The sequence below is a fragment of the Syntrophotaleaceae bacterium genome (genome assembly GCA_041390365.1).
Classification (GTDB): domain Bacteria; phylum Desulfobacterota; class Desulfuromonadia; order Desulfuromonadales; family Syntrophotaleaceae; genus JAWKQB01.
In genome coordinates this window covers 915,170-941,796 of record JAWKQB010000001.1, presented here as the reverse complement: position 1 = coordinate 941,796, position 26,627 = coordinate 915,170, and the positions used below count along the sequence as shown (strand labels likewise).

The following is a 26,627-nucleotide window of genomic DNA, read 5'->3' as shown; positions in this document are numbered from 1 at the left end:
CTTGACTTGGCACCAAAGAGAAACCATAATGAAACCAAAAAAGGAGGTGCCCATGCCCGCGCTGACCATAAAAAATATGCCGGACGAACTCTACCAAAAACTGAAAGACGCCGCCCACGCTCACCGCCGAAGTCTCAATAGCGAACTTATTCATTGTCTTGAGACGGTGCTGAACCCGCTCAGGGTTACCCCAGCGGAGCGGCTGCAGCGAGCACGGAGTTTGCGACAGCAGGTCCCCGCCGGAAAAGTGACGCCGGCCGACATCGAAGATGCCATCGATCAGGGGCGGCCATGATTGTCGTTGATACCAATGTCCTGGCCTACCTGTATCTGCCTACGGACTACACTGCAAAGGCCGAAGATCTTTTGCAAAACGACCCGGAATGGATGGTTCCAACTCTTTGGCGCAGTGAGTTTCGCAATGTCTTGGCGTTGTATCTACGCAAGAAGCTGTTGACATTGAACCAGGCCGTGGCCATTCAGGCCGAAGCAGAATCGCTGCTTCACGAAAGCGAGTATATGGTCAATTCTCTTGACATCTTGCAACTGGTGCAGCAAAGCAAGTGATCGGCTTACGACTGCGAATTCGTGGCCTTGGCACAAAGCCTGAACGTGCCGTTGATCACCATGGACAAGCAAATCCTCAAAGACTTTCCCACCACCGCCAAACCGTTATAACCCCTTCCGCGTAGGCTCTAACGCCAAGCTCAGCCGAGGAGGCGCGTCAGCGCCGAGGTCGGCTGGAGCGATGTGTTATGCGCGTTCACAGCTTCCGTGCCTCATCCCACAAACCTTCTTTCCCCACTTTCTCGTACCAAGCCTCAAAATCGGCCCGATGTTGCCGCCACGGTTCTGCCATTGGCTGGCGTGGGTCGTCGCTGAGGGAGTATGCCATGCCTTCGATGAACCACACCGGACCAAGCAATTGTGTGAGAACACCAAGCCGCTCTGCCTGTAGGTGGTGAATCATTTCGTGGCGGAGGTAATAAAGTGTCCATCCCCTCGGGCTGACGACTATTCCAGATTTACCAACGGTGCTTGCGGATGCCTTGGTGAACCCAAATGACTGAAAACAAACCTCTGTAGTACAGAAGGTAACGCGCGGGTTTTCGTGGAATGAGCCAACTGTCGTCGAAACGAAGTGAAGGGCGCTTTTGTACAACTCCAATGCCTCTGGGTAGCGCGACACATCGTCGATGCAGATGAAAGCATCGACACAAGAGATACCCTCCACCCACTGCGGTGCGATGACGCGCATTGGTTTGTAGAGCGACCAGGCAGCGGCAGGACTACAAATAAGACAAAGTAGCAGTAGTCGTTTCAACATAGCGCCCCCGATGCGTGTAACGCCACGTGTCAGGGGTGGCGGCACGCTCTTCGCCGTCCCCTGGCACGATATTTCGGCAATCATTGATTTAATCGCATACTCCAAATGCTGCCCCTGTGAAATCCAGTAGCTTTTTGACTATCGATTCTCGTTCCTTGTCAAATAGCTCTGTCCCGTGGGCATCCCCTGGGTAGATTAGCAATTCTTTTGGATTTTCAAATAGTTCGAACATCTTACGAGTATCGTTTGCTCCATCATCATTTTCCGAATTTATCAAGAGCTTAGGAATTTTAATCCTGCTCAATTCATCCTTGTTGAAAAAGACAGTTCCTTCATATTCGATAGGAGCTGAAAAAGCCACGACGCCAACAATACAACTGTTGTTCATATGTCGAGCTGCGACTTTTATGGATGCGACCCCACCCCTGCTTGCTCCAATAAGGATAATTTTCTTCGCACCTGCATCACAAATAAATGAAACAGCATCTTCAAGAGTTCTCGATTGATCGTCCATATGCTGAAAATAATCATATGTAAGGATCATATATTCGTCCGAAATTAGGTCACTAATAATGGCATCCCATTCACTTTTATCATTGGTATCCATGTTGGAAAGGATAATTGCCATGTGGCCTGAACCATAAAGGTTGCCATTGGTAGACCTGCTATACTGAGATAATTGTGTAATTGGAATGCTGACAGATTGTGTGTTGATTAATTTCATTTGCTGTGTCCCATTTTTGCCTGCTGCCGAACAAGCCTAAGCCCAGTCCTGGGGTCGGACAAACCTAACTATTCGATATTTAATAGAAATCTCTTCAAAAAAAGCAGTTATTTGGTGCTATAGCTCGATTTTCGGGGTTAAAACCGCCCTTTTAGGTTTCCGGCGATTCCCGAAGCATAGAGGCACGCCGCTTGCCCCCACACTTCTCCCTATCCCTCGCGCTCCGAGGTTTTCCTGAATCTTTTGAACGAACCGCTTGCTACCGACCGCGACACTCTTTGTCCAAATCTCTTCTCGTCTGCTTTTGTCCGAGGCCAATATTTCCTCGACCCATTCCCGGTGAGCTTTTGCCAACGCACATGGACCATCGGTCTCGATGGCTTCCGCAAGAGCGTCCAAAGCAAGCAGGGTGGTGCGACGCATGGTATCGATCTTCCCAGAAAGCTCCTTTGCGACGCTTTCGCTGGTTGTATTCCTAGCCGACCCGGCCCGCTACCAGTTGAATGGCTGGTGGTATGGAATTGGCCTCGTCATTGTCTTTCACCAGCAGATGGACATGATTGGAGGTAACCGTGTAGTTCAAGATTTGCAAGGAAAACCGGTTGCGAGCTTCGCGCAACCAGGCTACAAAACGATGCCGGTCATGAGCGAATTTCAGTAAAAATTCTTTTTTGTGGCAGCGGTGGGTAATGTGCCAGATACAGCCCGGAATGCGATGCCGATTGGCTCTTGCCATGGTTCCCTCCCTGTGCCAAGCAGGGGAAATCTCACCCGAAAAAAACTATAACCCTGATTTTGTCCCCCAAAATCGGCCCATAGGTGGTTTTTGAGGGGCTATTTTTACAAAAAGTTGCGTAATTCCAATGAGTTCATTTGGTCCGACACCCGGAGCCCCCCCGGAGCCCTGTTATAATAACATTACGAGCAGTATGGCTATTATTGGAGCAAACGGCAATTCTGAATTTCTGATTCCCCACTATACGAATTGATTTCAATAAGTCGCAGTTGGTTAATAAGACCTGGCATAGAAAAATTCCAACCACTGGTATCGCTATATGGCGAACATCGTACATAGATTGGCTTTGCATCGTGAGTCAAGTTAATGCTCAATTGCGTGGTCTTTGCTTGTGCAACATCTAGCAGGCCTGCTTTCATAAAACCAAAGTTTAGCTTTGCTTCTAGAAGAATACTCTGCTTTGACGATCTGAACGGTATATAGCTTCCAGCTACTAATTTCCCAATCGGTGCTTTGTCAGCAATAATTGTAAAATCTGTCCCGTTAGATTTACCAGGCCAGTATATATAGATAATAGACTCTTCATCTCCGACATCATTCATTGGTCTAAAGGCATCTCCTTTTGGTACTGTTGCACAACCATATAAATTTAAAATATTAAGGAACAAAATAATAAAAAATACCCATGACCGTGCTTTATTTACCTTCATTGTGGCCTCCTTTTAATAACGTAATGTGTAGAGTAACGGAAGTGTAGCACAACGAGGCTGTAGAAATACCCACCTGACGAAAACCAATCTCCATCAGTTGTTTTCTTTTAACTCTTTTTCCTTTGGAGGACTTCAAAAGTGCCGAGGCCCCGTAGTTAGTTGTTTTTTCCCTCTTCTTCGTTCGGATTGGCCCCCAATTACCGCCTTTTTCTCGCCTTTCGCCCCTTCCTTTTTCAAAGACCAGCCATAACGGTGAATCTTGGTCATGTTGTGCAGCATGGTCATCAGCTTCCATTGGGCATCGACCTTGACCTTGCCGCGCAGGGAAAATCGTCTCAAGCCGAGCGTCTCCCGCAGGTGGCCGAAGACCGGTTCGATGATCCCTTTAAGGCCTGGGGGTCGGACCAAGCCAACCCTCTGATATTCAAAAGAAATCATTCCAAAAATAGTAATTATTTGGTGCTATAACTCGATTTTCGGGGTCAAAATCAGCCTTATAGGTTTCCGTCGATTCCCGAAGCATATAGGCATCGCCGTTTGCCATCACACTTCTCCCTGCCCCTCTCGCTCCGAGGTTTTCCTGGATCTTTTGAACGAACTGCTTGCTGCCGACCGCGACACTCTTTGTCCAAATCTCTTCCCGTCTGCCTTTGTCCGAGGCCAATATTTCCTCGACCCATTCCCGGTGAGCTTTTGCCAACGCACATGGACCATCGGTCTCGGTAGCTTCCGCAAGAGCGTCCAAAGCAAGCAGGGTGTTGCGACGGCGATTTCCCTGGATCTCGTGATATCCGCCATAAGCCCATTCTGTTGGATGATTCACGACTCCTGCCCGTACCATGTTCAAATCGATATAGACAAGGCAGCGGCGCAGATGTTCGCCGGATTCTATGGCGGTGGCATGGTAGCGATCTTCCCAGAAAGCTCCTTTGCGACGCTTTCGCTGGTTGTATTCCTGGCCGACCCGGCCCGCTACCAGTTGAATGGCTGGCGGTATGGAACTGGCCTCGACATTGTCTTTCACCAGCAGATGAACATGATTGGAGGTAACGGTGTAGTTCAAAATTTGCAGGGAGAAGCGGTTGCGAGCTTCGCGCAACCAGGCGACAAAACGATGTCGGTCATGGGCAAATTTCAGTAAAAATTCTTTCTTATGGCAGCGGTGGGTAATGTGCCAGATGCAGCCCGGAATGCGATGCCGATTGGCTCTTGCCATGGCGCCCTCCCATTTGCCATACCATGAATAATTTCCGCTGGAAAAACTATATCCCTGATTTTGCCCCCCAAAATCGGCCTATAGGTGGGTTTTGAAGGGGTATTTTTAGAAATTTTTGCATTATTTCAGACTCTTAGCTTGGTCCGACCCCCGAAATACGCACTGTTCCACCCCTTACCCGCAAGTTCCCGTTTTTACTCACTTCTCTTCCAAGGTACATATCGTTCGCGTGGCACAAAAGGGATGAATTTATTTTCATCCCATCCCCTTTATTTCCGGTCTCCCTGGGTCAATCCACAGGCAAGTGAGCGAAGCGAATAGCAGGGCCGGCCAGTTGAGGACGAGCGTCCAGCGGAAGCGCTCGTCGTCCGAAACTGGCTGGCTTTTGGGCCTGCGTTTGCCTGTGGGGTGGCCCCTGCTGGGGTTTCCCTCCCCGCCGATCTCGTTCCCCTAACGCCACGCATCACCGGGCGCCGAAGCGCGAAGCGTGTAGGCGATCCGTGTGAATGCGTTTGTTGGGCAATGTTCACAAATACAGCCTGAGCCCCTCATACGGCTGCTCTTTGAGGGCGGCTAAGCGACTCTTGAGATCTCCTGCATGGAGTTCCAGCTTATGTCCGTCAGGGTCGAGGAAGTACAATGAGGCACCCTCGCTCTTATTCTCTTTCCAGACTGATACGCCTTGTGATCGTATAGCATTCGCACATTCTGAGAAGGCCGCGGCCGGCACAGAGAAGGCGACGTGTGTATACTCGGGCCTTTGGCCACAACGCGTCTCATGGTCAAGGGACAGGCAGATCCAGTGCTCTCCAGCCACCAAATACGCGCCACGCGCCCACTGTGCAACGGGCTTTAGCCCGACCACTTCGGTGTAGAACGAAAATGATCGTTCAAGATCGCTGACTGACAAGGTGATGTGGTTAATGCCAATGATCATTTTCGCAAACCCCGCCCTCGTACCGCCCAACGGTAATTTAAGCGGCAGCTTAGAGACCTAGGCGGTCCACTAAATCATTCGAGACGCACTTCTGTTGAACTATCCGCTTAAAATTTCGGTTGGGCTAATTTGTTTGTTTATTTATCTTGAAAGAATGTAGAAATTTCATTGCATGAGCAAGCATTTCCTTTTCAAAGACGGGTGGATAATCGACAATGAGAAAATATAGCTTATGTTCATCTTGAAAGACCCTAAAATAAGCATTGGTAACACCATTTCCACAGTGAACTTCAGCACCTTCCAGACCTTGATATCGTACTAGACTTTTTTCAAAAAAACGACTAGTCTCCTTAATACTATCGGTAAAGAGATTAACTGAGTCTTTTTGGGATTTATATTTATCGCTTATTATGCAAGACGCCCCAAACTTGACACCTTCGGCGGTTATCGCGCCAACCGTATGGTTAAATATTGGTGTCCCGTCGTTCGCAAGCATTTCAATTGTAAAATCATTGAATTTCCCAGGTAGTTGGACAGAAAATCCACCCCTCGTAGATTCTGCGGTAGACCAACCTGATTGATCAATTTCCCCACTTTGAATTCGGTGCATTGTAACACCAGGCGGAATACCATCTAAAACAGAAGCGCCTTAAGCCGATTCTAAGGAAAACTGAACAAAAATAAACAGTATTAATATAGCAATCTTGAAGTGGTATTTCATTTGGTCTCCTGCCCAACGCCTGCATCACCGGTCGCTGAAAGCGCGCAGCGCTGTAGGCGATCCGTGTGCATGCTGTTGTTAAGTGCTCTTCGCTAAACCAGAAAATACATAAAAGCGACAAGTGGAAGCAATGGCACAGAAAACATTGCCCCAGTTGAAAAATAACGAAGAATTGCTTTAACTTTATCGTTAAACATAAAGGAAAAAAGAAAAAAGGAGACCCCAATTGAAAGTGGTCCAAATAGTGAAATCGCCAAATTCTCAATCAATTTATACCCACCTTGATTGCTACTAACTTGGATAATACGCATGGCAAAAATGCAAATTATCACAGGGATGATCATGCCAAGCAACACAAGAAAAAGTTGAAATAATGCTAAAATGCTTGTTTTTGCAAAAGGGCTTTTGAAATCAAATATTTTTATGCCCATAACTATTGAGACAATGGTGCAAACAAGAAATATCGGCAAATAAATTATGGCTACTGCAATTCCCATTTTTCACTTAACGCCGCAAATCACCGGCTGCCAAAAGGTGCAGAGCGAGGTACGAGCGGCGCAGCTTTTGGCTGTCCGAGTGCATTTGTTTTGTTAGGAGTTTTTAGTCATTGCTTTGTTGAAAAGATAACAATATCCCTGTCAACACCATCACCACCAATTTTACCATCTTCGCCCGTTGATATAATTCTACATGAATCGTCACAAATATATAGGTATGGACGACCCCATGGGTCCTTTAGTTCAGGATAATAGCTCATCAATAGCTCATTGCCCTTAACTTTAGAAGGATAATTTCCGTTGTCTAATCGGTACAACTTCATATGGTTTTCTACTTTTGGAATATCCTTTTTTAGCATTGCCATTTTGAGAGGATATTTGCTGTATTTTGGATATATATCAAAAGTCCTATTGCCATTAACTTTTATATGAATACCGCCGTCACCACCTGGCAATCGTGAGAACTGATATTTCTCGCCTTCCGATTCAATTTCAGTAAATTGATGCATCAAAAACTCTTCGCTAATTTTCGAATAGGTTTTATCGAGCATCTGTTCTACAGATTTCTTTTGAAACGTTCGTTTCGCATATGCGGTTTCAATAAGCCACTCGTCATCCACAACCTTGGTAAAGACAGTAACTGTTGGCAAACCAATATCTTTGGGTTCGAACATGTATAAACTGTCATGATTCCAATTTGGCATCATTAATGCCAATAACAAAAGGACTTCATTTAAAGGAAAAGCTGACATGTTTTTCTCCTAACGGCGGCACTGAGGCGCGCGGGTACCGCGTCGCCTCCAGTGCCTTGTTCGCAGATTCTTATTTCCAAAATGCCCACCATTTCTTCGAGCCATCACACAGTCGGACAGGGGTTGCTTCACCAACATTGCTTGAACGCTCTGTGATGAGGGTTGAGACTGCCCTTATACCATCCGCCGATACTGTGGTAGGGTTTCTGATCTTACCGCCAATACCGATAGTTTGCGGAATATCACACTCGAAGGACTCGAACACGCTATTAAAGATTTGTCTGCTGTACTTGCCGTCAGAGGAGAGTGGCACAAGTCCATTTCTCGTCTTCCCGTTAACTGTGGCAGAGAACTCGTCAGGAACAGGGAACCCTTTCGCCATCGAGAAATCGTATGGAGCGAGCGCTTTTGCGACGGTCACATTTTCGGGCTCAGAACCGTGAAGCATGTATGCCCTGCCAGACAAAGCATGGATTGCCTTCGCCTTGGGGTCATGGAACAACCACAGGTTCGCAACGGGCGAGGCGGGGGAGTTGCGTCGCGCATCGTCCACTTGGGCAACCTGGTTCCCCTCACTATCTACGAACACATGAGTGAGGACATTCAGGAGGTTCTTCCTGTTGACGCTTGGCCTCGGGGCCTCAGGCCCATCGCACCCAAGGCGTCGCGTTGGCAAGGTTGTCTGGATTTCGTCAAGGGCATGCGTGAAGTAGTCCATGTTCTCCTCGTGTGATGCGTCAGGAAGCCAGAGAGCAAGCCCCTTCAGAATATCCGGCCCATCTTTCATCTCGGCATACGAACGCACGCCCATGATTCTCCCGTCCTGTTTCATGAGTTCAACATAGAAGCGGTCAGACGGCAGTGCAAATCGGCGCGCGAAATGAAAATCGCTGATGGCCAATTCCCTCAGCCACTTTAGTTTTTCTTCGTCGCTTCCGGTCATCATATACGGCCGCACCGCCACCTCGTATATCAGACGCGATTGTCCGAACTGCTCAGTGAAAATCCATAGGTTCATAACGACTTCTGGTTCCATGGTGCTTAGCCCTCCTTCCGGTGCTTGTCGCGACCGCATCGTGGCGAACTAGAAATATACAGTCTGTATAAGACTGTGAACACAGACAGATCCTGTCTGTATAAGACAATTATCCAAAAAAACTTCAATCATAAAATAGATATATAAATCAGCCACTTAACTTCTTTGCGAATTTTTTACTGGCCGTCTTATACAGACTGTATAAGCCCATTTAAAGAGCGTCAATTGGGCTGCGTACTCCTTGGCCGCCCTTGTTGAGAACGTGGGTGTAAATCATCGTCGTGCTGACGTCTTTATGCCCCAGCAATTCCTGGATGGTTCGGATATCGTAGCCGTCTTCCAACAGATGGGTGGCAAAAGAGTGGCGGAAAGTGTGGCAACCGATGCGTTTTACGATGCCCGCTTTGGAAACCGCCTCCTTGATGGCCCGCTGAAGAAGGGTTTCATGGATGTGGTGCCGTCCCTCCTCACCGGTTCTGGTGTTTTTCCATCGATTTTCTTGCGGAAAGACCCACTGCCATCGCCACTGATAGGGTGCATTGGGGAATTTTCGCGCCAGAGCATCCGGCAGCTGAACCTTCCCCCATTCCTCTGTCAGGTCCTTTTCATGCAGTAGTTTGACTCTTGCAAGATGTTCCTTCATTGGCCCGATCAGCGCTTTTGGAAACATCGTCCGTCGGTCTTTTCCTCCCTTGCCATCGCGAACCACTATTTCACCACGGCCAAAATCAATATCCTGCACCCGCAACCGAAGGCATTCCATTAAACGAAGTCCTGCACCATACAGCAAACCGGCCATCAACTTTCTATCCCCTTCTAAACAGTTGAGGACCTCCCTTACTTCCTCGCGTGTCATGACCACGGGCAACCGTTTAGGTTTTTTTGCTCGTATGATTTCTCCCAACTCGCCGATTTCCTTCCCAAGGACATGCCGATAGAGAAACAGCAAGGCGGAAAGGGCCTGATTCTGGGTCGAAGCGCTGACCTTTGTCTTTACCGCCAGATGAGTGAGGAAAGCGTTGATTTCCGGCTCAGCCATTTCTGCAGGATGGCGGACGTTGTGGAAGAAAATATATCGTTTCACCCACTCACAGTAAGTTTTTTCGGTTCTGGGGCTGTAGTGACGGACCCGGAGGGCTTGCTTCAGGAGATCGAGCAGTTTTGGAGGCTGGTTTTTGTCGCTTGGGCTGGCTGGTCTGGCACTTTTGGAGGTCTGATCGATGTCCGAGTCCACGGATTCCCCGCAAACGAAGTCGGCAAAACGCTCCGATACCCGGACGACCATTACTCCCCCCTTTTTTTTGAACAACATTTTATGTTGTTACTTTTAACTTTTTTAATTTCTCCGAGTCAATCTGTTTTTTCAGCTGCTTTTTAGTGAATTGCCGTTCCTTGGAAAAATGCGCACACAAAAGATAACCAAAAGTGTTATACTTCAACTGTAAATGACTATGCAAGTTAACGAAAAAGGAGGATATCATGCTGAACAGCAATTCCGGTTTTGGGAAAATGATTACCAAAGCCATAATGGACCCGGCATTTCGAGAAGAATTCCTTGCCGATCCCCATGGAATGGCGGATAAATTAGGGCTTTCCGAGGACGATCGAAAACAGCTTGCCCAGTATGATGTGAGTAAACTGAGGCTGATGGTCGAAGGACCGAGCACTCGTCACTGATACCATTTGAGAAGGACTGTAAACCCCCGATAAGATGCAAAAAAGCCGTGCGGGACCTGGATCCCGTCACGGCTTTTGCGTTTTGAGCCATGCTTCGGTTGAGTGGAATCACCTCTTTTCTATAACCATGGCAGCATTTTTCGACCCTTCTACCCTTCTCCTTCCCCGTCCGCTACGCCCTCTGCCCGAGCCGTCGCCTTTTGAGCCGCCCGACCGACTTCCGGCAGCAGGATCGGCGCCATACCTTTCAATACCTGGAGCGGCAGGGCCGAGGTGAAGGAGAAGTCGTCGGAAGAAGTGCCGGTCACAAAAGCGGTCAGCGTGCCGAAATGATGGTCTCCCAGATAGAAGACAAAGGTGGCGGTGCGGTTGAGGGCTCGCGAGGATATCCTGTATCCGCCGGAGGTCGAGGCCACGATGCGGTTGTCGCCGGTTCCCGTTTTGCCGCCGATCGGCAGGGGAAGCCCCTCCTCCAGCAGAAAGGTGTTGCCGAGTCGCTGAGCAGTGCCCTTGCTCACCACCTGTCCCAGCACCTCCTTCAGCACACGGGCGACCTCCGGCTCCATCACCTGGCCCGGTCGGGCCGGAGGGTGTTGGACAATGGTCTCATAAGGGGTATTCCCGGCGAACTCCAACCGGGTGACACGGTGGGTCGGGTATCGTTGTCCGTCATTGAGGATGATGGCGATCAGTTCGGCGAGCGCGGCCGGCCGGTCGCCGGAGCTGCCGAGGGCCGTGGCGAGTGAGGGGACGAGGTGATCGAAGGGATATCCCAGGGCCTTCCAGCGGCGGTGGATATCGGAAAAAGCATCGATCTCCAACACGGTTCTGACTCGCGAATCTCTGGCGTTTTTCGCCCTGGTGCGCATCAGCCAGCCGTAGACCTCGCGGCGGACCCCTTCGCTCTGGTGGATGGCATCGTCGAGAGATTTTTCACCGGGTTGCTGCAGATAGTCGAGCAGCCACAACTCCACCGGATGCAGGGACGCCAGGTAGCCCATATCCTGCAGGTTGTAGGCACCGGGCCGATATTTCTCATACATGGCCGAAAGCTTTTTGTCGCTCAGCCCGGTGGTCGGAATTCTGCTGCGGATAAAGCCGATAAAGGCGGCCTCATCCGCCTGCGGCAGCAGGTGCCGGTGGACGATGGTCAGCCGCAATGGAGTCAGCCTCATGCCGGCCAGCAGGGTCTCCAGTCGCTCCTCAGCCGTCTTGTCTTTGTACTTGTTCCAGAAGCGGGACAGGAAAACCTTGCTCTCCTTGTCGATGAATTTGGCCAGAACCGCCTCGCGGCGGGAATCCCTGTCATCGAACAGGACCTGCTGGGGATTTTCCCACTGGGTGGCCCGCGTATAGTTGACGATATCCTGCATGACGCGGACAAAGGGCAGGTTGATGGAGGACTGCAGTGCCTCGGCAACGGTCACGATCCGCTGGTTGTCCTCTTTTTTGAAATTGCCGAAGGTGTGGATACCCCCCCCGGTGAAATAGCGTTGGCCGGGGTTGGCGGAATATGGACGCTGCATGGCGGCGTCGAGCAGCTCCCGCAGCGGGATGTTACTGTTCTTCAGCAGTTGGGAACAGACCCAGAAGGTCAGGGAGTCCGGCTGTTGCTGCTGCAACTGGTGCAGTACGGTGGCCGGCTGGTTGGAGAGCTTTCGGTGAAGTTCGGCGATGATCTCCAGGTAAGTGGCCAGGGTCCGCAGCTTGGCCGTCGAGCCGAGCTCGAGCTTGCTGCCTTCATTGATGTTGAAGGGCAGGCCGGTGGTGTCGGTCTGGACGCGGACCTTGTTGCCGGAAGGCGTCCGTTCATAGAGGGTAAAGCTGTAGCTGATATCATCGGCCTGGTCGACGCTCAGCAGATATTGGCCGACAATCCCTTTTTCGGCGGCAACCTCAGGATCTCGCAGGCTTTTCAGGAATTGGCCGACCCGGGTCTGGAGCTCGCTGTTCAAAGTGGAGGTTACGGTCAGATCCATCCGGTCCAGGTCGTAGAGAGAAATCCCCAGAAGGGGCGCCAAACGGTTGCGCACCACATCCACTCCCTTGTCGCTCGTGACCTTGGGGATGGCGGCATTTTCCTTGAAATTCCTGAAAATCAGGGGCTGAGCCTGGGCCGCTTCGCTCATCCCCGTCAGGATGATACCGTTCTGGGTCAGCACACGGAGATGCTTGTTGGTCAGCATATCCAGTTCGGTGCGGCCGTTGACGAGATAGTAAGACGGCCGACGGTGGGCGATCATGAGGCTGATTACCTGCTTGAGCAGAGCAGCCTTGCGGCTGATGGGGTCTCCCTTCCCGTCGCGGCCATGGTGCAGCAGGCGATTCATTTCCTGAAAATCGCTACCGAACCAGACATACAGGCCGTCTCCCAACCCATTGACCTCCCCCGCTCCCGGTGCCGCCGAGAGGGGCACGGTGTTGAGATAGTCGAGCACCAACTGTTTCCTGTAGGCGGAAGTATCCGGGCCGTTCCGGTAAGCCCGGACGCTGGCGGATGCCATCTGCACCAGCTTTTCGACTGGTGAGGCTGTAATGCCGTAGGCAGAATGGCGATACTTCTCGATCTGGGTTGCCAGGGTGCTGCCCCCCATGGATGGCAGGTCGATGTGGACCTGTTCCCCAGCTTGTGCGGCCACGGCCTTGAAAAACCGCCCCCAGTCGACTGCTGGATTGACTTTGGGATGGCGGTTCGAGAGGAGATCGCGGTTCTCGATGAAGAGAAGAGACTCGACGATCACTGTGGGGATCTCGTCAAAGTCGGCATAGACATGACGCGGATTGGTCATCCGATACATCGGGCGTTGTGCCGCGTCGAGGATCTGCAGACCTGCCTGGCTCTTCTCCCGGTACGGTAAATAGAAACCGGACTGGGCGTAATTTCTGAGACTGTTGCTGAAGCGGGCCTGCCGGCTGATGATCAGGCCGTTTTCCTTGAGGGTTGCCAGCATTTCCGGCATCCGGGCATAGCCGAGTCTGCTATCGAAGGGGCCGTTCTGCGGGAAGACGATGCTATCGCTTTCTCCTTCCTCGACATGGGATTGCAAACCGGCTGCGTAGCGGCTCAAAAGCATCGCCTGCAGGATGGAGGTCTGCGTTTCAAAGTAAAAGATTGCTCCGGCGGCGATGATGGCGAGCAGCGATGGCAGCAGGATACGCCGGCGCCGTTTCAGTTTCGTCGTGGCAAGCCCCAGCAGGTTGATTTTTACGGCGACATCTCCCGGCTGCCGGTCAGTAGAGTATCTGAGGGCCGGTTCCCGGTCGATATTCTGGTGAAAATGCGCCTCTTCCGATTCCGTTGTCGGAGCAGAAGTGGACTGAGAATCAAGCGTGTTCACGTATGGATATCTGGCTGGTCATGGCCAGCCTGCGCAAAAGGAATTCTGTTGGAACCAAACAGCCACATTTTATAATAAAACGCTTCCGGATTGATAGGGCATCGAGCTGAACAACCTGAAGAAAAAAGGGTTCAGTGGCTCAAACGGAAAAAGGAGCGAACCGCAGCCCGCCCCCCTTCCCTCTTCTTTTTTTCAATCCTGAAAAATCAGCCCATCCCGCCCAGTTTCTCCAGAATCTTGTTGCTCCGCTCCAGAAACGCCTCCATGTGCTCCTTGTCGAAGGCCTTGTGAGTGAGCATGGACAGGTCGTAGATCTGTTCGATGAGCATGGCGGCGTCATCGCAGCGTCCGGCCTTGTCGAGGTTGAGGATATTCTGCACCACCGGGCTCTTGAGGTTGACCATCAGGGTATGCTCGGCGAACATGTCCCCCAGCTCCCCTTCCTTGCTCATCATCCGGGTCATCTCCTTGAAGCGCCGGGTCTGCTCGGAGAGCAGGATCATGCCGGGCACAGAGGCGTCCTTCAGGTTTTCCACCCGGATGGTCAGACCGGTGGCCTTGAGCGTCTTTTCGAACAGGCTCTTCGCCTGCTCGGACTGCTGTTTCTGCTCGTCGGGACCGGCCAGCTCGATCTTCCGCTTCTCCTCGATCAGGTTCTCGGTGACGTCGGAGTCGACGCGCTCGAATTTCACATCGCTGTTCTTCATCTCCAGAAACTGGATGAAGTGGCTGTCGATCATGGTGTCGAGGAAGATCACCTCGATGCCCTGGCTCTTGAACAGCTTGAGATAGGTCGCCTGAGCGGCCTCGTCATTGGCGTAGTAGACCTTCTTGTCGTGCTTTTCCCTGGCCCGCTCCAGGTACTCGGGCAAGGTGGTGTATTTCGCTTCTGCCGTGGAGCGGTAGATGACCTGGTCCTTGACCTTGTCGAAGAACTTGTCGTCCCGCATCATGCCGAATTTGACGAAGGTATGAATGTTTTCCCAGATCTTGCCGAAGGCCTCCCGGTCCTGCCGCGCCAGGTCGGTGATTTTGCCCGCCACCCGGCTGGTGATGACCTCGCGGATCTTGCGCACCTGAGGCTCGTTCTGCAGGTAGCTGCGGGAGACGTTAAGGGGCAGATCGGGAGCGTCGAGGCACCCCTGCAGGGGGGTGAGGAATTCGGGGATCAGCTCCGGGCAGTTGTCGGAGACGAACACCTGGTTGCAGTACAGCTTGATGTGGCTCTTGGCCACGTCGAATTCGGTGGTCAGTTTCGGGAAGTAGACAATCCCCTTGAGATTAAAGGGAAAATCGACGTTGAGATGAATCCAGAACAGAGGATCGTCGGCAAAGGGATAGAGCTTCTTGTAGAACTCCTTGTACTGCTCCTCGGTGACCTCGGTCGCGCTTTGGGTCCAGAGAGGATTGCTGTCGTTGACCACGTCGCCCGCCAGGCGGATCTTTACCGGCAGGAAGTTGCAGTAACGCTTGATGACCTCCCGCACCCGCACCGGATCGAGGAACTCCTTTTCATCGGCTTCCAGATGGAGGGTCACCTCGGTGCCGCGATCCTTCCTGTCGATCTCCTCCAGTTCGTAGGTGGTGGTCCCTTCGCAGGTCCAGTGGGCACCGACGGCCCCTTCCTGATAAGACAGGGAGCGGATCTCCACCCGGTCGGCGACCATAAAGGAGGAGTAGAAGCCGAGACCGAAATGGCCGATGATCTGGTTCTTGTCCTTGAGGTCCTTGAACTTCTCGACGAATTCCTCGGCGGAAGAAAACGCCACCTGGTTGATATAACGGCGGATTTCGTCGGCGGTCATGCCGATGCCGTTGTCCTTGACGCTAATGGTGCCGGCATCCTTGTCGACGGTGATGTCGACAAAATAATCCTCGGACAACTGCAGCCCCTCGATGACATTGACGTGCTGCAGTTTGGTGATGGCATCGACGGCATTGGAAATCAGCTCCCGCAGGAAGATCTCCTTTTCGCTGTAGAGCCACTTCTTGATAATGGGGAAAATATTCTCTGTATGAATGGAAATGTTGCCCTTTTCCGGCTGGCTGTGTTCGGCCATGGTCGGTTGATCCTCCTTGTTTTTAAAATGGCGTGCAAAAACAGTGAGGAATGTAGGCATTGATGGGGGAAATGTCAAGGTGAGGCGGATGCGTGAGGGGTGAGGCGGGAGTCCCGAGTCCCGAGTCCCGAGTCCAGGGTCCAGGGTCCAAGGTTCAAAAAGATTTTGACCTTCCTTCCCCTGTGACGCTGCCGGAGCGGAGTGGACGGCGGGCGAAACAGGCGGAAAAACTGTCTGATGGAGCGAAGCGAGCGAGTTTTTTTCCGCCCGCCCGACGTTTGCTCCGCTCCGGGAACCCGCCGCAGGCGGGCAAGGAGCCGGGGCGCGCTTTTTTGCCTACTTTTTTACCGCGCAGTAAAAAAGTAGGTCGTCGTGCGGGGGCGAAACCCCGCGGTGTTGCTTTTCAAAAGAAAAGGGACGCTCCTGCAAACGGCGCGTCCCTTTTCTTTCCTACAGCAACTTGATCACCAGCACCCGCAGATCGCCGCTGCCGGTGTTGGTCCAGCCGCGCTGTTCCGGGGCCGAGACTTCGATCAGGGTGTCGGAGCCGGCGGTTAAGGTCTGGTCGTCAACCTCGAGGTTACCGGTTCCTTCCAGGACGTAGAAGACAACATCGAAAGGGTTGGTGTGTTTGGCCAGGGTTTCGCCCGGCTTGAAGCAAAGATGAATAACCTCGGCCCTATCAGCACCAAAGAGCTTGTGAGCGGCAATATTGATCGGGATCTGCTGGCCGTCTTTCAGATGGGTGAGTTTCATATTATGGCTCGCTTTCGTGGCTGGACATGATGGACATGATGGACTTAATGGACATCATGGACCTCTAAAAAAGCGGGCGGCGAAGGGAGGAAGCTTCGCCGCCCCATGGAGGCTTGTCTGTTGCTACCTGGTTCAGCCGAGGATCTGCCTGAGATCCTCTTCGGGAGTGCTGATGGGGGCGAGGTTGAAATTCTCGACCAGGAAGTTCAGCACGTTGGGGGTGACGAAGGCCGGCAGGCTCGGGCCGATCTTGATGTTCTGGATGCCCAGATGCAGCAGGGTCAGCAGGATCACCACCGCCTTCTGCTCATACCAGCTCAAAATCAGGCTCAACGGTAGATCATTGACCCCGCACTCGAAGGCGTTGGCCAGAGCCACCGCGATCTGGATCGCGCTGTAGGCGTCGTTGCACTGGCCGACGTCGAGCAGGCGCGGAATGCCGCCGATGTCGCCGAAGTCGAGCTTGTTGAAGCGGTACTTGCCGCAGGCCAGGGTCAGGATCACGCAGTCCTTGGGCACTTTTTCGGCGAATTCGGTGTAGTAGTTGCGCCCCGGCTTGGCGCCGTCGCAGCCGCCGATGAGGAAGAAGTGCTTCACCGCGCCGCCCTTGACCGCTTCGATCACCTTGTCGGCTACGCCGAGCACCGCATTGTGACCGAAGCCGACCAGGATCTCCTTGCCGGGCGCTTCAGGCAGGTCGGGAGAGGCCAGGGCCTTGTCGATGACCGCCGAAAAATCCCAGCCGTCGATGTGCTTGACGCCGGGCCAGGCGGTGCAGCCCCAGGTGAACAGGCGGTCCTTGTAGCTATCGGCCGGTTTCTGGATGCAGTTGGTGTTGAAGATGATGGCGCCGGGGAAGGTGGGCAATTCCCTGGCCTGATCCTGCCAGGCGCCGCCGTAGTTGCCGGCCAGGTGCTGGTATTTTTTCAGTCCGGGATAGCCGTGGGCCGGCAGCATTTCGCTGTGGGTGTAGATGTTGATCCCCTTGCCCTCGGTCTGCTTGAGCAGTTCCTCGAGCATCTTCAGATCGTGGCCCGAGACCAGAATCCCCTTGCCGGCCTTGGTGCCGGTGTTGACCGGGGTCGGGACAGGATGACCGTAGTTCTCCACGTGGCCCGCGTTGAGCAGACCCATGACGGTGAGGTTGTGCTTGCCGCACTCCATGGCCAGGTTCACGTAATCCATCAGCCCGAGACTCTTGTCTGCTGTCGCCGCCAGAGCACGGTAAAAGAAAGCCGTCACATCCTCATCCACCTTGCCGAGAATTCGGGCATGATCGGCGTAGGCGGCCATCCCCTTGAGGCCGTAAATTAAAATTTCAATGACCGAGCGGATGTCGGCATCCTCGTGATGTGTGTCGATTCCGTGCTGCTCCCCCTGCTGGACCAGGTCGGCTTCAGGTTTCCAGCCGGGAGCGCCTTGATCGAACTGGGGAGGAACGATACCGTGCTTGGCACGAAATGAGTCTTCATAGAGGCGGCGGGCCTTTTCCTTCATTTCGTGACACTGATTGACAAGCTGGGTAAGCCGGGCAGAATCGAAGTCGACATTGGTCACGGTTGCGAAAAGAGCCTCGCTGAAAAACCGGTCGACAGCCTCATCGGAAGCTCCGAGTTTGCGGGCCTTATGGCCGAAAAATGCCAGACCTTTGAGGCCGTACAGCAGGTTGTCCTGCAGAGCCGCCACGTCCGGTTGCTTGCCGCAAACACCGGCGATGCTGCATCCGATTCCTTTGGCTGCCTGTTCACATTGATTGCAAAACATGAATCCTCCTCCATTTCTGGGTTGATGATCTGCGGAAACGCCGGATGTCGTACCAGCAAAACTTTTTTTCCGTTCGTGGTTGCACCCTATCTCATCTGCGATACAAAACGATTGATCGGAATCAATTTTCTGCTGTTTCCGTCTCGCTTAAAAAGGCCGTCGACAAACCTTCATGGCCTCGCTACAACTACCCGTTTTAATGTCATTTTTTTAGCAATTTTTTTTCTGTTGACAGCGTTTTTGGAGAGGAGTATATGACGAACCATCGGTTCATTCCGGCCCGGGAAGATGCACGACGACCAGCATAAAAAGCAACCCCTTTTTATAGCCTTCCGCCGCCAGGCGTCCCGGGTCCGATGAATGCTCCGATTCCTCCCTGACAGGAGGATTTCGTAAACAGGCTTTTAAAAGGGGTTCACCATGAGTATCGCGCTTTGCTTCAACCTGCGCCGGCAGTCCGCCGTTGCGGTCGAGGGCGCATTGCCCTCCTTGCCCGTTTCTTCGGAGAGCGATCTATACCCCGAGTGGGACGGCATCGACACTCCCCTGTCCTTTTTTTCCTATCCCCTGCCCGGCAGCGTGCCGCGCCCTGACCAGAGCAGCCATTTTCCCCGAGCGGCCCGTGCCGCGGGACGATACCGCGACAAGTTGATACTGTCAGTGGCGGAAGCTGCGATTGCACGGTGCGAACTGATGCAACCCCGTGCGATAAATCCCGTCATTTGATTTCGGATCTGTACCTGCGCTTTTTCGTACTCTAAGCCTGACGCGATGAACCGCAGGGTCGAATAATGAACTGGGGAAAAGGGATGAAAATCGCCGTCTGTTTCAATGAAGCTCCCACCACGGTGGCCAAGGGAGAGGTCATCGACCTGCTGTCCGAGCAGGGTGCGCGGCACGAGGCCGAGGCAGTCCTTGACGCTCTTAAAACCTTGAAACACAGCATCGAACTCGTGCCGTTGCAAGAGGATATCAACGATTTTATCGCCCATCTGAAGAACTCCGGGGCCGATTTGGTATTCAATATCTGCAAGGGTTTCTGGGGCGACCGCCGCAGGGAAATGCATCTGGCCGCTCTGCTGGATCTGTTGGGGCTCACCTATACCGGAGCCACCCCCTATTGCCTCGGCCTCAGCCAGGACAAGGCCCGTACCAAGGACCTCTTCAGCGCCCACCGTCTGCCCACCCCTCCCTACGCTCTTGTGCGCATGGGGGGCCATAGTCCGCAAGCGAAAAACCTCGGCTTTCCGCTCATCGTCAAACCGCGCTTTGAAGACGCATCCCTCGGCATCACCGAGGACAGCATCGTCTACAATGAAAAAGCCCTTTTGAAGCGGGTCCGCTACGTTCATGAGAAGTACCGTCAGGACGCCCTGGTCGAGGAATTCATCGAGGGACGGGAGCTCAACGTCTCCATTTTCGGCAACGGCCATCCGGAGGTGCTGCCCATTTCTGAAATCCGTTTCGATTCATCCCTCCCCTTTCCCATCGTCAGTTACAGCGGCAAGTGGGTGGAAGACTCCCGTGAGTACGACGGCACCCGGCCGATATGCCCCGCGCCCCTAAGAATGAGGGAGGAATTCCTGATCAAGGACGTCGCCCTGCGGGCATTCAAATTGCTTGATTGCCGGGATTATGCCCGAGTCGACATCCGGCTTCGCAACGGCGTGCCCTACATCCTCGAGGTCAACGCCAAACCGGACATCACCCCCGAAGCCAGCCTGGCCCGATCTGCCCTTTCCGCCGGCATGACCTACCCGGTGTTTATCGGGAAACTTGTTGATTTCGCAATGAAAAGGAAACCGGCTTATGCGTGAATTGACCAAAGAAGATCTTCCGGCACTGACCGGAATTGTGGAAAACCACGGCGCCTTTTTCGATCTGAAAGTGCCTGCGCCCTCGTACCGCCAGGCCGGCTTCCGGCAAGAATCCCGCATCAGGGACTTCGACCACTCGGGAGATGACCGGCTCACCTATGTCAAACGCTTCACAACCGTGGAGGACTGAACAGGACCATGGAAACCTGGCAAAAAATGCTGCAGGAAAGTATCACCTCTCCGTCCAAACTGACCCGCCGTTTCGGCATCGATCCAAGACCTCTGCAAGAGGTCGTGCAGCGCTATCCCATGCGGGTGACCCCGTATTACCTGAGCCTGATCGGCTCAGTGGGCGACCCCATCTGGCGCCAGGCTGTTCCTTCAACTGAAGAACTTCAGCAAGGTTCCTGCTGTGCCGATCCTCTTGACGAGGAGAACCAGAGCCCCGTGCCGAACCTGGTGCACCGTTACCCGGACCGTGCGCTCTTCATGGTCTGTTCCGAGTGCGCCATGTATTGCCGGTTCTGCACGCGCAAGCGCAAGGTGGGCAAGGAGCAGATGCAGATTACCCGCGACACCATCGCCGGAGGTCTTGACTACATCCGCCGGCATCCGGAAATCCGCGACGTGATCCTTTCCGGCGGAGATCCCCTGCTGCTCGACAACGACCGACTGGAGGCCATTCTCAAGGAACTGCGTTCCATACCCTCGGTGGAGATCATCCGCATCGGATCCCGCATCCCGGTGGTGCTCCCGCAGAGGATTACGCCGGCCCTGGTGAGAATGCTGCATCGTTACCATCCTTTGTATCTCAACACCCACTTCAACCATCCGGATGAAATCACGCCCGCTTCATCCAGGGCGATCTCCAGATTGGCCGACGCGGGGATCCCGCTTGGCAACCAGACGGTGCTGCTGCGGGGGGTCAATGACGACCCGCTGGTCATGCGCCGGTTGATGCAGAAGCTGCTCGCCATCCGGGTGAAACCCTATTACCTCTATCAGGCGGACCTTGTGCTGGGTACGGAACACTTCCGCACCACTGTCGAGGAGGGGCTGGACATGATCCGCGCCCTGCGCGGCCATACCTCGGGCATGGCGGTGCCGGCCTACGTTATCGACGCCCCTGGTGGAGGGGGCAAGATACCCCTTTTGCCCGAATATCTGCAGTCGCTCGGCAGCGAGGTGCTGCTGAAAAACTACCAGGGCCGCAATTTCAGCTACGCCAACGCCATGCCCAAGGAGGAGGAAGGCGAGAGGCAAGTGTGGGGATGGTAAAAAACGTTCTGTAAAGGCGGTCCATAAACAGCCTCTGGTCTCTGGTCCTTGGTCTTTAGATCCTGGACCAGGGACCGATTTTTTGGGGCCGTTTGCCGCAGTGGGTGGCATCTGATATCATAAAACCATCGAATCATTAATTATCCCGGATTTTTAGGGTTTTCAGCTAAAAGGAGGCTTCATGAATCATCTGGAACGCCAGGAAATCGTGAATCGCCTCTCCGCCATCGACACGAGCAAACTGCCCCCGGACGGAGGGGATGAATACAATCGGCTGATATTTGAAAAGAGCCCCTACCTGCTGCAGCATGCCACCAATCCCGTCGACTGGTTTCCCTGGGGCGAGGAGGCCTTCGAAAAGGCCCGCCGGGAAGACAAACCGGTTCTGGTCTCCATCGGCTATTCCACCTGCCACTGGTGCCACGTCATGGAAGAGGAATCCTTTCAGGATCCTGAAGTCGGAAAAACCCTCAATCGTCATATCGTCTCCATCAAGGTCGATCGTGAAGAGCGGCCCGACCTGGACAACATTTACATGGCAGCGACCCAGGTGCTGACCGGCACCGCCGGCTGGCCCCTGAATATCTTTTTGACTCCCGACAAAAAGCCTTTTTTTGCAGCCACCTACCTTCCCAGGGAAAACCAGGACGGAAAGGCGGGCATCATCGAGGTCATTGAACGCATCAGCGGCCTGTGGAAGGACAATCGGGAGGACCTTCTCCAAACCAGCGAACAGGTGACCTCCTCCCTCACCCAACTTTCCGAAACAGCCGTTGAGGCCCAGGCTGCCCTGGTGGACGAACCCCTGATCATCTCCTACAACAGCTTTTTTGAAACCTTCGACAAGGACCGGGGCGGATTCGGTGAAGCCCCCAAGTTCCCCCTGCCCCACAATGTCTCCCTGCTGCTGCGCCTGTGGGATCGATTGAACCTCGAAAACGCCCATGCCATGGCCCTGCGCACACTGCAACATATCCGCCTTGGAGGAATTTACGACCAGATCGGCTTCGGCGTCCATCGCTATTCGGTGGACCGCTTCTGGCGGGTGCCGCATTTCGAAAAGATGCTCTACGATCAGGCCCTGCTGATCCTGGCCTCCCTGGAAGCCCTGCAGGCCAGTGGAGACCGTTTTTTCCGCACCATGGCCGAGGAGGTCCTCGAATACGTTACGCGGGATCTGCTGCGGGAAGACGGAGCCTTCTGCAGTGGGGAAGATGCCGATACGGAAGGGGAGGAAGGTGCCTTCTACCTCTGGACACTCGATCAGCTGCAGGAGGTTCTGGGGGTCGAGCACGGCACGGTTTTCGGCCACTGTTACGAGGTTTCCTGGGAAGGGAACTTCGACGGAAAGAATATTCTTCGTCTGGAGATGGATGTCAACCAGTGGGCAGCCTACTTCGGCATCGAACCGCAAAGACTGGGGGATGTTTTGGCCCTTGGCCGGCAAAAATTGTTTGCCGCCAGGCAGCAGCGGATACGGCCCCATCGGGATGACAAGGTCCTGACTGCCTGGAACGGATTGACTATCGCCGCTCTGGCGAGGGGATCAGCCGTTCTTGACGATCCCGGGCATTTGCAGCAGGCCACGAAAGCGGCCGATTTCATTCTCGACCGGATGCGCGATCCCAATGGCCGACTGCTGCGCCGCTATCGCGAGGGAGAAGCGGCCGTGCCCGCCTTCCTCGAAGATTACGCCTTTTTCTGTTGGGGATTATGCGAAATTTACCAGGCCGGATTCGAAACCCGCTATCTCAAGGCCGCCCTGGAGTTGACCAGGGATATGGAAGCGGTTTTCAGCGACGGTAAAGGCCATTACTACGACACTGCGGAAGACGCCGAACAGGTTCTGGTCCGGCATCGCACCATCTTGGACGGCGCTGTTCCGGCCGGCAATTCGGCTGCAGCCTACAACCTGCTGCGCCTGGGACGACTGACCGGCGACCGGGCCATGGAAAAGCGCGGCGAAGAGGTCGTCAAGGCGAGCCTCCCCCATGCCGCACGCTACCCGACCAGGACCTCCCTGCTGCGCACAGCTCTCGATTATGCCCTCGGCCCCCGCCAGGTGGTGGTGCTGGCTCCCGGTGAAAATCCGGAAATCGTCGAAGATATGCTGAGAGCCCTGCGGTCCCGTTTTCTGCCGCGAACCCTGGTTTTGAAAAACGGTCCCGGTGCGGAGGACCTGGCAAAATATGCGCCTCTGGTAGAGGGCAAGGGGGCTATAAACGGCCGCACCGCAGCTTATATCTGCCGCGGGCAGACCTGCCTGCCGCCGGTGCAGAGCGTTGAGGAACTGGTGGAGCTGCTGGAACGGCGGGAGTGAGGGATAAGGAAGAGTTCCTACAAAAAGGAGGTCGCCTGCCGGGGCGAGTCCCGGCGACTTTGGTGTTGACTCAATCCGAAAAACGAAATCAACTTCGCCGGTCCCGGCCGGCAGCCGGGTGACTTTCTTTTCAAGGCCGAAAAGAAAGTCACCAAAGAAACGGCCTTGCACTTGCAGTGGGCAGCAGCGGGCTGCTGGCAACTAGCGGAACTGGAAAGGGCCATCTGCGGATGTTTCTGCCCGCTTTTTCGCTCCTGCGAGAGAGTCGTTGTGCACGGCCGGATGAGCCTCTTTCCAACCGGACGTTAAGAGGCTGCTGTTTGAAAGGCAAAAACCTGAAGACAGGCAAACTTCCGATTTCGATTTCGATTTCGATTTCGATTTCGATTGAAAGATTTTATCGATTTATCCTTTCAATACCTTCAACAGATGGGGGACAAGCTGTTTTTTCCGAGACAGAACCCCCTTCAGCTCGTAAAGCCCGGGCTCGCATTCGGGATAGCCGATCAGATACGGCAGTTCCGCCTCGCCGTCCGCCAGCAGCAGACTGGTTTCGTGAACGATGTCCGTCACCAGCAGGCCTGCTGCGGTCATTTTCCGGCTGCTGCGCAGGGCGGACAGCTCTTCGGCAATTTTCTCCTTGACCCGGTAGAATTCCTCGAAACCGACCACTTCGACCTGGCCGACGCCGAATAGCCGGTTGCCGGCCTGATATTCCTTGAAATCGGCCAGGAGCAGATCCTTGACTGTGGAATAGGCGCTCAGGGCGCTGCCGGCCGCAAACATGCTGCGGCCGAATTCCTGGATATCGAGGTTCGCCAGGCGGCCGAGCCATCCGGCCAGTTCACGATCGATATCGGTGGTGGTCGGGGATTTCAGGATGACCGTATCCGACAGCAGCCCGGCCAGCAGCAAGCCGGCCCCAACCGGATCGGGGTCGAGACCTGCCTGGCGATAGAGGCCTGCAACCACGGAGCAGGTACTGCCGACCGGCTGGTTGACGAAACGGATCGGTGCATCGGTGTGAAAATTACCCAGCCGGTGGTGATCGACCACTTCCAGTATCTCTACCCGGTCGGCGCCCGCCACGGCCTGCGACAGTTCGTTATGGTCGACAAGCACCAGCTTGACCGGCGATTCGACCAGCAGGCTGCTCTTGGTGGCGACTGCGGCCACCTTGCCGCTGCCGTTGAGGACCATCATGCCCGGAACATTCCCATGAAGAAGCTTCAGGCGCAGATGATCCAGAGAGTCGTTCATACCGACGGTGGGCGCATCCTGTTCCATCAGGCAGTGAACCGGCGTCGACAATCGAATCAGCCAGGCGCTGTTGGCGGTATCGAATGCGGTGCGCAGAAGGGTGACCCGATGGCGTCTGGCTTCGGCCAGCAGATCGTCGTGGATAACCGGATTGCCGGTAATCACCAGAATCCGGACTCCAAGGGTAACGGCGTGGCGCAGCACATCGTCACGATCTCCCGTCACCACGAGGAGACGGCGCGGATCGAGGCCGGTGAGTTTGTCCTGGAAGGTTTCGAAAGCCATGGCTCCGACGTAGAGTTCCAGTTCTTCGGGTTCGCCGGCATCAATCTGATGCAGCACATCTGCCCGCAGGCAGCGGGTCAGAGCTTCAGGTGACGTCAGCACCCTGCGCAGATTCTCCGTCTGTCCGGGGATCAGGAATTTTTCAGCCGCCCGTTTCAGAAACAGCAGGCCCTGGGGCAACCCCTCCGGATCCACCACCGGCAGCATGCGGATGTCGTGCTGGTGCAGAAGCTCCAGGGCATGGGCCAGCGGCGCTTCCCCGTCGATGGTGACGGCGGGCATCCGGACCACGTCTCTGACCCGGGGAGACACATCGGTCAGCAAAACAGGCGCCGACACGCCGAGCCGGTCCAGCACGAACTCCGTCTGACGGTTGAGAGTCCCGGCCCGGGCTGCGCAGACGCCCGAACGGCCCTGATGACGCAGCAGTTCGGCGTAGGCGATGGCGCTGCAGATGGAATCGGTGTCCGGATTCCGGTGTCCAATGACGTAAACGGTTTCTCTGTTCAAGACGGCCTCTCCCCTTCCCGCAGAATGCAGCGCACATTCCCCAGCCCGACCACGTCCTCGACGAGGACCAGGGCCGGTCGACGCTGATTGTCAAACCAGATATACAGCACCCCCTGACCCGTATCGAAGACCTCCGGATCGAGCCTGACCTTTGCCAGCAGTCCCCCTTTTGGAAAACCGCGGCCGGCGGGGCGCTGGTCATCCTCATAAATATCGACAAAAATGTCCGATCGTTCTCCCTTGCCCAGAGTGGGGATCCGATAGTGTCCGCCCGCTTTCAATTCACCATAAACCCCCCGCCGGAAATTGTAGAAGGCGGTCAAAATATCATTGGGAATCTCTTTGGGCATGGTCATACTTTCCGGAGGTTTGGTTTTGCCGTTTCTGGTGACCTGCTGCAGAATGCGACCCTTCTGATGATCGAACAGATAGCTTTTCAGGCGGCTGTGGCGCCTCCCCTCCTTGGTTTTGATGATATCGGCATCATAGCGCAGCGACCTCAGCCGGCCCTGCGGGTCGAAATCCATCACGGAGCCGTACCGCTGGATGCGGTCCCGGGTCAGCCAGGCCGCGACTCCAAGGGTCTTGGCTTCCAGCTCGGATTGCCAGAGTCCCGGTTTCGGTCCGGCGGTAAAGGAGAGGTTGGCTTCGGCCAGCCTGTCAAACCAGAGGAAGGAGATGTCGTAGGAAAGATTCTCCTCCATCGGCACCGGCACCCGAGCTATTGTCGTGGGCGACTCAGCTCTTGCCCCTCTCCATCCGACAGCATAACAGCTGCAGACCAGGGCAAGGACAATCAGCGACCTGCGCTGAAACCAACGATTCGAAAAGAGCGCTCTCATCGGCACCTTCCTATCCTTGAAAAAACCAGAATTATGGACAGATCCGCATTATTAAACCAATTCT

26 protein-coding genes and 1 pseudogene are annotated in these 26,627 nt (G+C 54.2%); 8 read left to right on the top strand and 19 right to left on the bottom strand.

The genetic code is table 11. The annotated features are described in order from the left end of the window. Positions 1–28: 28 nt before the first annotated feature. Together R2940_04465 and R2940_04460 are read left to right on the top strand one after the other, a co-directional pair. Positions 29–295: an Arc family DNA-binding protein gene (locus tag R2940_04465; protein ID MEZ4599024.1), complete on the top strand. Its 267-nt coding sequence runs from the start codon at positions 29–31 to the stop codon at positions 293–295. After that, entirely contained in the window at positions 292–567 is a 276-nt protein-coding gene (locus R2940_04460; protein MEZ4599023.1) for a type II toxin-antitoxin system VapC family toxin, read from the top strand. The genes R2940_04465 and R2940_04460 overlap by 4 nt, the downstream gene beginning before the upstream one ends. 196 nt (positions 568–763) lie before the next feature. On the opposite strand, the gene R2940_04455 is transcribed toward R2940_04460, so the two are convergent. From R2940_04455 to R2940_04395, 13 genes and pseudogenes are all read right to left on the bottom strand, one after another. Continuing rightward, positions 764–1,327, bottom strand: coding sequence for a hypothetical protein (locus R2940_04455; protein MEZ4599022.1), 564 nt, complete (start codon positions 1,325–1,327; stop codon positions 764–766). A gap of 88 nt (positions 1,328–1,415) precedes the next feature. Then, on the bottom strand, positions 1,416–2,051 hold the full coding sequence (locus R2940_04450) for an alpha/beta hydrolase (protein MEZ4599021.1): 636 nt from the start codon (positions 2,049–2,051) through the stop codon (positions 1,416–1,418). Between the two features lie 475 nt (positions 2,052–2,526). Further along, a complete protein-coding gene (locus R2940_04445; protein MEZ4599020.1) occupies positions 2,527–2,787 on the bottom strand; it encodes a transposase in 261 nt (86 codons plus the stop codon). Positions 2,788–2,987: 200 nt separating this feature from the next. Next, positions 2,988–3,497: a hypothetical protein gene (locus tag R2940_04440; GenBank protein ID MEZ4599019.1), complete on the bottom strand. Its 510-nt coding sequence runs from the start codon at positions 3,495–3,497 to the stop codon at positions 2,988–2,990. After that, positions 3,484–3,792, bottom strand: coding sequence for a hypothetical protein (locus R2940_04435; protein ID MEZ4599018.1), 309 nt, complete (start codon positions 3,790–3,792; stop codon positions 3,484–3,486). The genes R2940_04440 and R2940_04435 overlap by 14 nt, the downstream gene beginning before the upstream one ends. A gap of 17 nt (positions 3,793–3,809) precedes the next feature. Then, positions 3,810–3,935: pseudogene (locus R2940_04430) on the bottom strand (hypothetical protein). Beyond that, positions 3,922–4,713, bottom strand: a complete 792-nt coding sequence (locus tag R2940_04425) for a transposase (protein ID MEZ4599017.1) — start codon at positions 4,711–4,713, stop codon at positions 3,922–3,924. The pseudogene R2940_04430 and the gene R2940_04425 overlap by 14 nt, the downstream one beginning before the upstream one ends. Before the next feature lie 526 nt (positions 4,714–5,239). After that, positions 5,240–5,650: a fosfomycin resistance glutathione transferase gene (locus tag R2940_04420; protein ID MEZ4599016.1), complete on the bottom strand. Its 411-nt coding sequence runs from the start codon at positions 5,648–5,650 to the stop codon at positions 5,240–5,242. Positions 5,651–5,774: 124 nt separating this feature from the next. Further along, a complete protein-coding gene (locus tag R2940_04415; GenBank protein ID MEZ4599015.1) occupies positions 5,775–6,260 on the bottom strand; it encodes a hypothetical protein in 486 nt (161 codons plus the stop codon). Positions 6,261–6,463: 203 nt separating this feature from the next. Continuing rightward, entirely contained in the window at positions 6,464–6,868 is a 405-nt protein-coding gene (locus tag R2940_04410) for a hypothetical protein (protein ID MEZ4599014.1), read from the bottom strand. A gap of 107 nt (positions 6,869–6,975) precedes the next feature. Then, positions 6,976–7,620, bottom strand: coding sequence for a type II secretion system protein GspG (locus tag R2940_04405; protein ID MEZ4599013.1), 645 nt, complete (start codon positions 7,618–7,620; stop codon positions 6,976–6,978). A 70-nt stretch (positions 7,621–7,690) separates the two neighbouring features. Next, positions 7,691–8,656: a hypothetical protein gene (locus tag R2940_04400; GenBank protein MEZ4599012.1), complete on the bottom strand. Its 966-nt coding sequence runs from the start codon at positions 8,654–8,656 to the stop codon at positions 7,691–7,693. A 211-nt stretch (positions 8,657–8,867) separates the two neighbouring features. Next, on the bottom strand, positions 8,868–9,941 hold the full coding sequence (locus R2940_04395) for an integron integrase (protein MEZ4599011.1): 1,074 nt from the start codon (positions 9,939–9,941) through the stop codon (positions 8,868–8,870). 194 nt (positions 9,942–10,135) lie between these two features. Between R2940_04395 and R2940_04390 the strand changes: the two genes are divergently transcribed. Further along, entirely contained in the window at positions 10,136–10,333 is a 198-nt protein-coding gene (locus R2940_04390) for a hypothetical protein (protein MEZ4599010.1), read from the top strand. A 149-nt stretch (positions 10,334–10,482) separates the two neighbouring features. Here the strand turns inward: R2940_04390 and R2940_04385 are convergent, their stop codons facing one another. From R2940_04385 to hcp, 4 genes are all read right to left on the bottom strand, one after another. Then, positions 10,483–13,671, bottom strand: a complete 3,189-nt coding sequence (locus R2940_04385) for a transglycosylase domain-containing protein (GenBank protein ID MEZ4599009.1) — start codon at positions 13,669–13,671, stop codon at positions 10,483–10,485. A gap of 206 nt (positions 13,672–13,877) precedes the next feature. After that, positions 13,878–15,731, bottom strand: coding sequence for a molecular chaperone HtpG (gene htpG, locus R2940_04380; GenBank protein ID MEZ4599008.1), 1,854 nt, complete (start codon positions 15,729–15,731; stop codon positions 13,878–13,880). A gap of 450 nt (positions 15,732–16,181) precedes the next feature. Beyond that, on the bottom strand, positions 16,182–16,487 hold the full coding sequence (locus R2940_04375) for a cupin domain-containing protein (GenBank protein MEZ4599007.1): 306 nt from the start codon (positions 16,485–16,487) through the stop codon (positions 16,182–16,184). 132 nt (positions 16,488–16,619) lie between these two features. Beyond that, positions 16,620–18,251 carry a hydroxylamine reductase gene (gene hcp, locus R2940_04370; protein ID MEZ4599006.1) on the bottom strand — a complete coding sequence of 544 codons (1,632 nt, stop codon included), beginning with the start codon at positions 18,249–18,251 and terminating at the stop codon, positions 16,620–16,622. Positions 18,252–18,671: 420 nt separating this feature from the next. Here hcp and R2940_04365 point away from each other — a divergent pair, with 420 nt between their 5' ends. The 5 genes from R2940_04365 (at position 18,672) to R2940_04345 (ending at position 23,666) form a co-directional block, all read left to right on the top strand. Continuing rightward, positions 18,672–18,977: a hypothetical protein gene (locus tag R2940_04365; GenBank protein ID MEZ4599005.1), complete on the top strand. Its 306-nt coding sequence runs from the start codon at positions 18,672–18,674 to the stop codon at positions 18,975–18,977. A gap of 83 nt (positions 18,978–19,060) precedes the next feature. Further along, a complete protein-coding gene (locus R2940_04360; GenBank protein MEZ4599004.1) occupies positions 19,061–20,068 on the top strand; it encodes an ATP-grasp domain-containing protein in 1,008 nt (335 codons plus the stop codon). After that, positions 20,061–20,258 carry a hypothetical protein gene (locus R2940_04355; protein MEZ4599003.1) on the top strand — a complete coding sequence of 66 codons (198 nt, stop codon included), beginning with the start codon at positions 20,061–20,063 and terminating at the stop codon, positions 20,256–20,258. The genes R2940_04360 and R2940_04355 overlap by 8 nt, the downstream gene beginning before the upstream one ends. Positions 20,259–20,266: 8 nt before the next feature. Further along, the gene (locus R2940_04350) at positions 20,267–21,346 is read left to right on the top strand and encodes a KamA family radical SAM protein (GenBank protein MEZ4599002.1); all 1,080 of its coding nucleotides are present in this window, start codon (positions 20,267–20,269) and stop codon (positions 21,344–21,346) included. Positions 21,347–21,527: 181 nt separating this feature from the next. Beyond that, the gene (locus R2940_04345) at positions 21,528–23,666 is read left to right on the top strand and encodes a thioredoxin domain-containing protein (protein ID MEZ4599001.1); all 2,139 of its coding nucleotides are present in this window, start codon (positions 21,528–21,530) and stop codon (positions 23,664–23,666) included. Between the two features lie 405 nt (positions 23,667–24,071). Here the strand turns inward: R2940_04345 and R2940_04340 are convergent, their stop codons facing one another. Continuing rightward, positions 24,072–25,721, bottom strand: a complete 1,650-nt coding sequence (locus R2940_04340; GenBank protein MEZ4599000.1) for a putative manganese-dependent inorganic diphosphatase — start codon at positions 25,719–25,721, stop codon at positions 24,072–24,074. Next, positions 25,718–26,563: a DUF3108 domain-containing protein gene (locus tag R2940_04335; protein MEZ4598999.1), complete on the bottom strand. Its 846-nt coding sequence runs from the start codon at positions 26,561–26,563 to the stop codon at positions 25,718–25,720. Before R2940_04335 ends, R2940_04340 begins: the two co-directional genes overlap by 4 nt. Between the last annotated feature and the right edge of the window lie 64 nt (positions 26,564–26,627).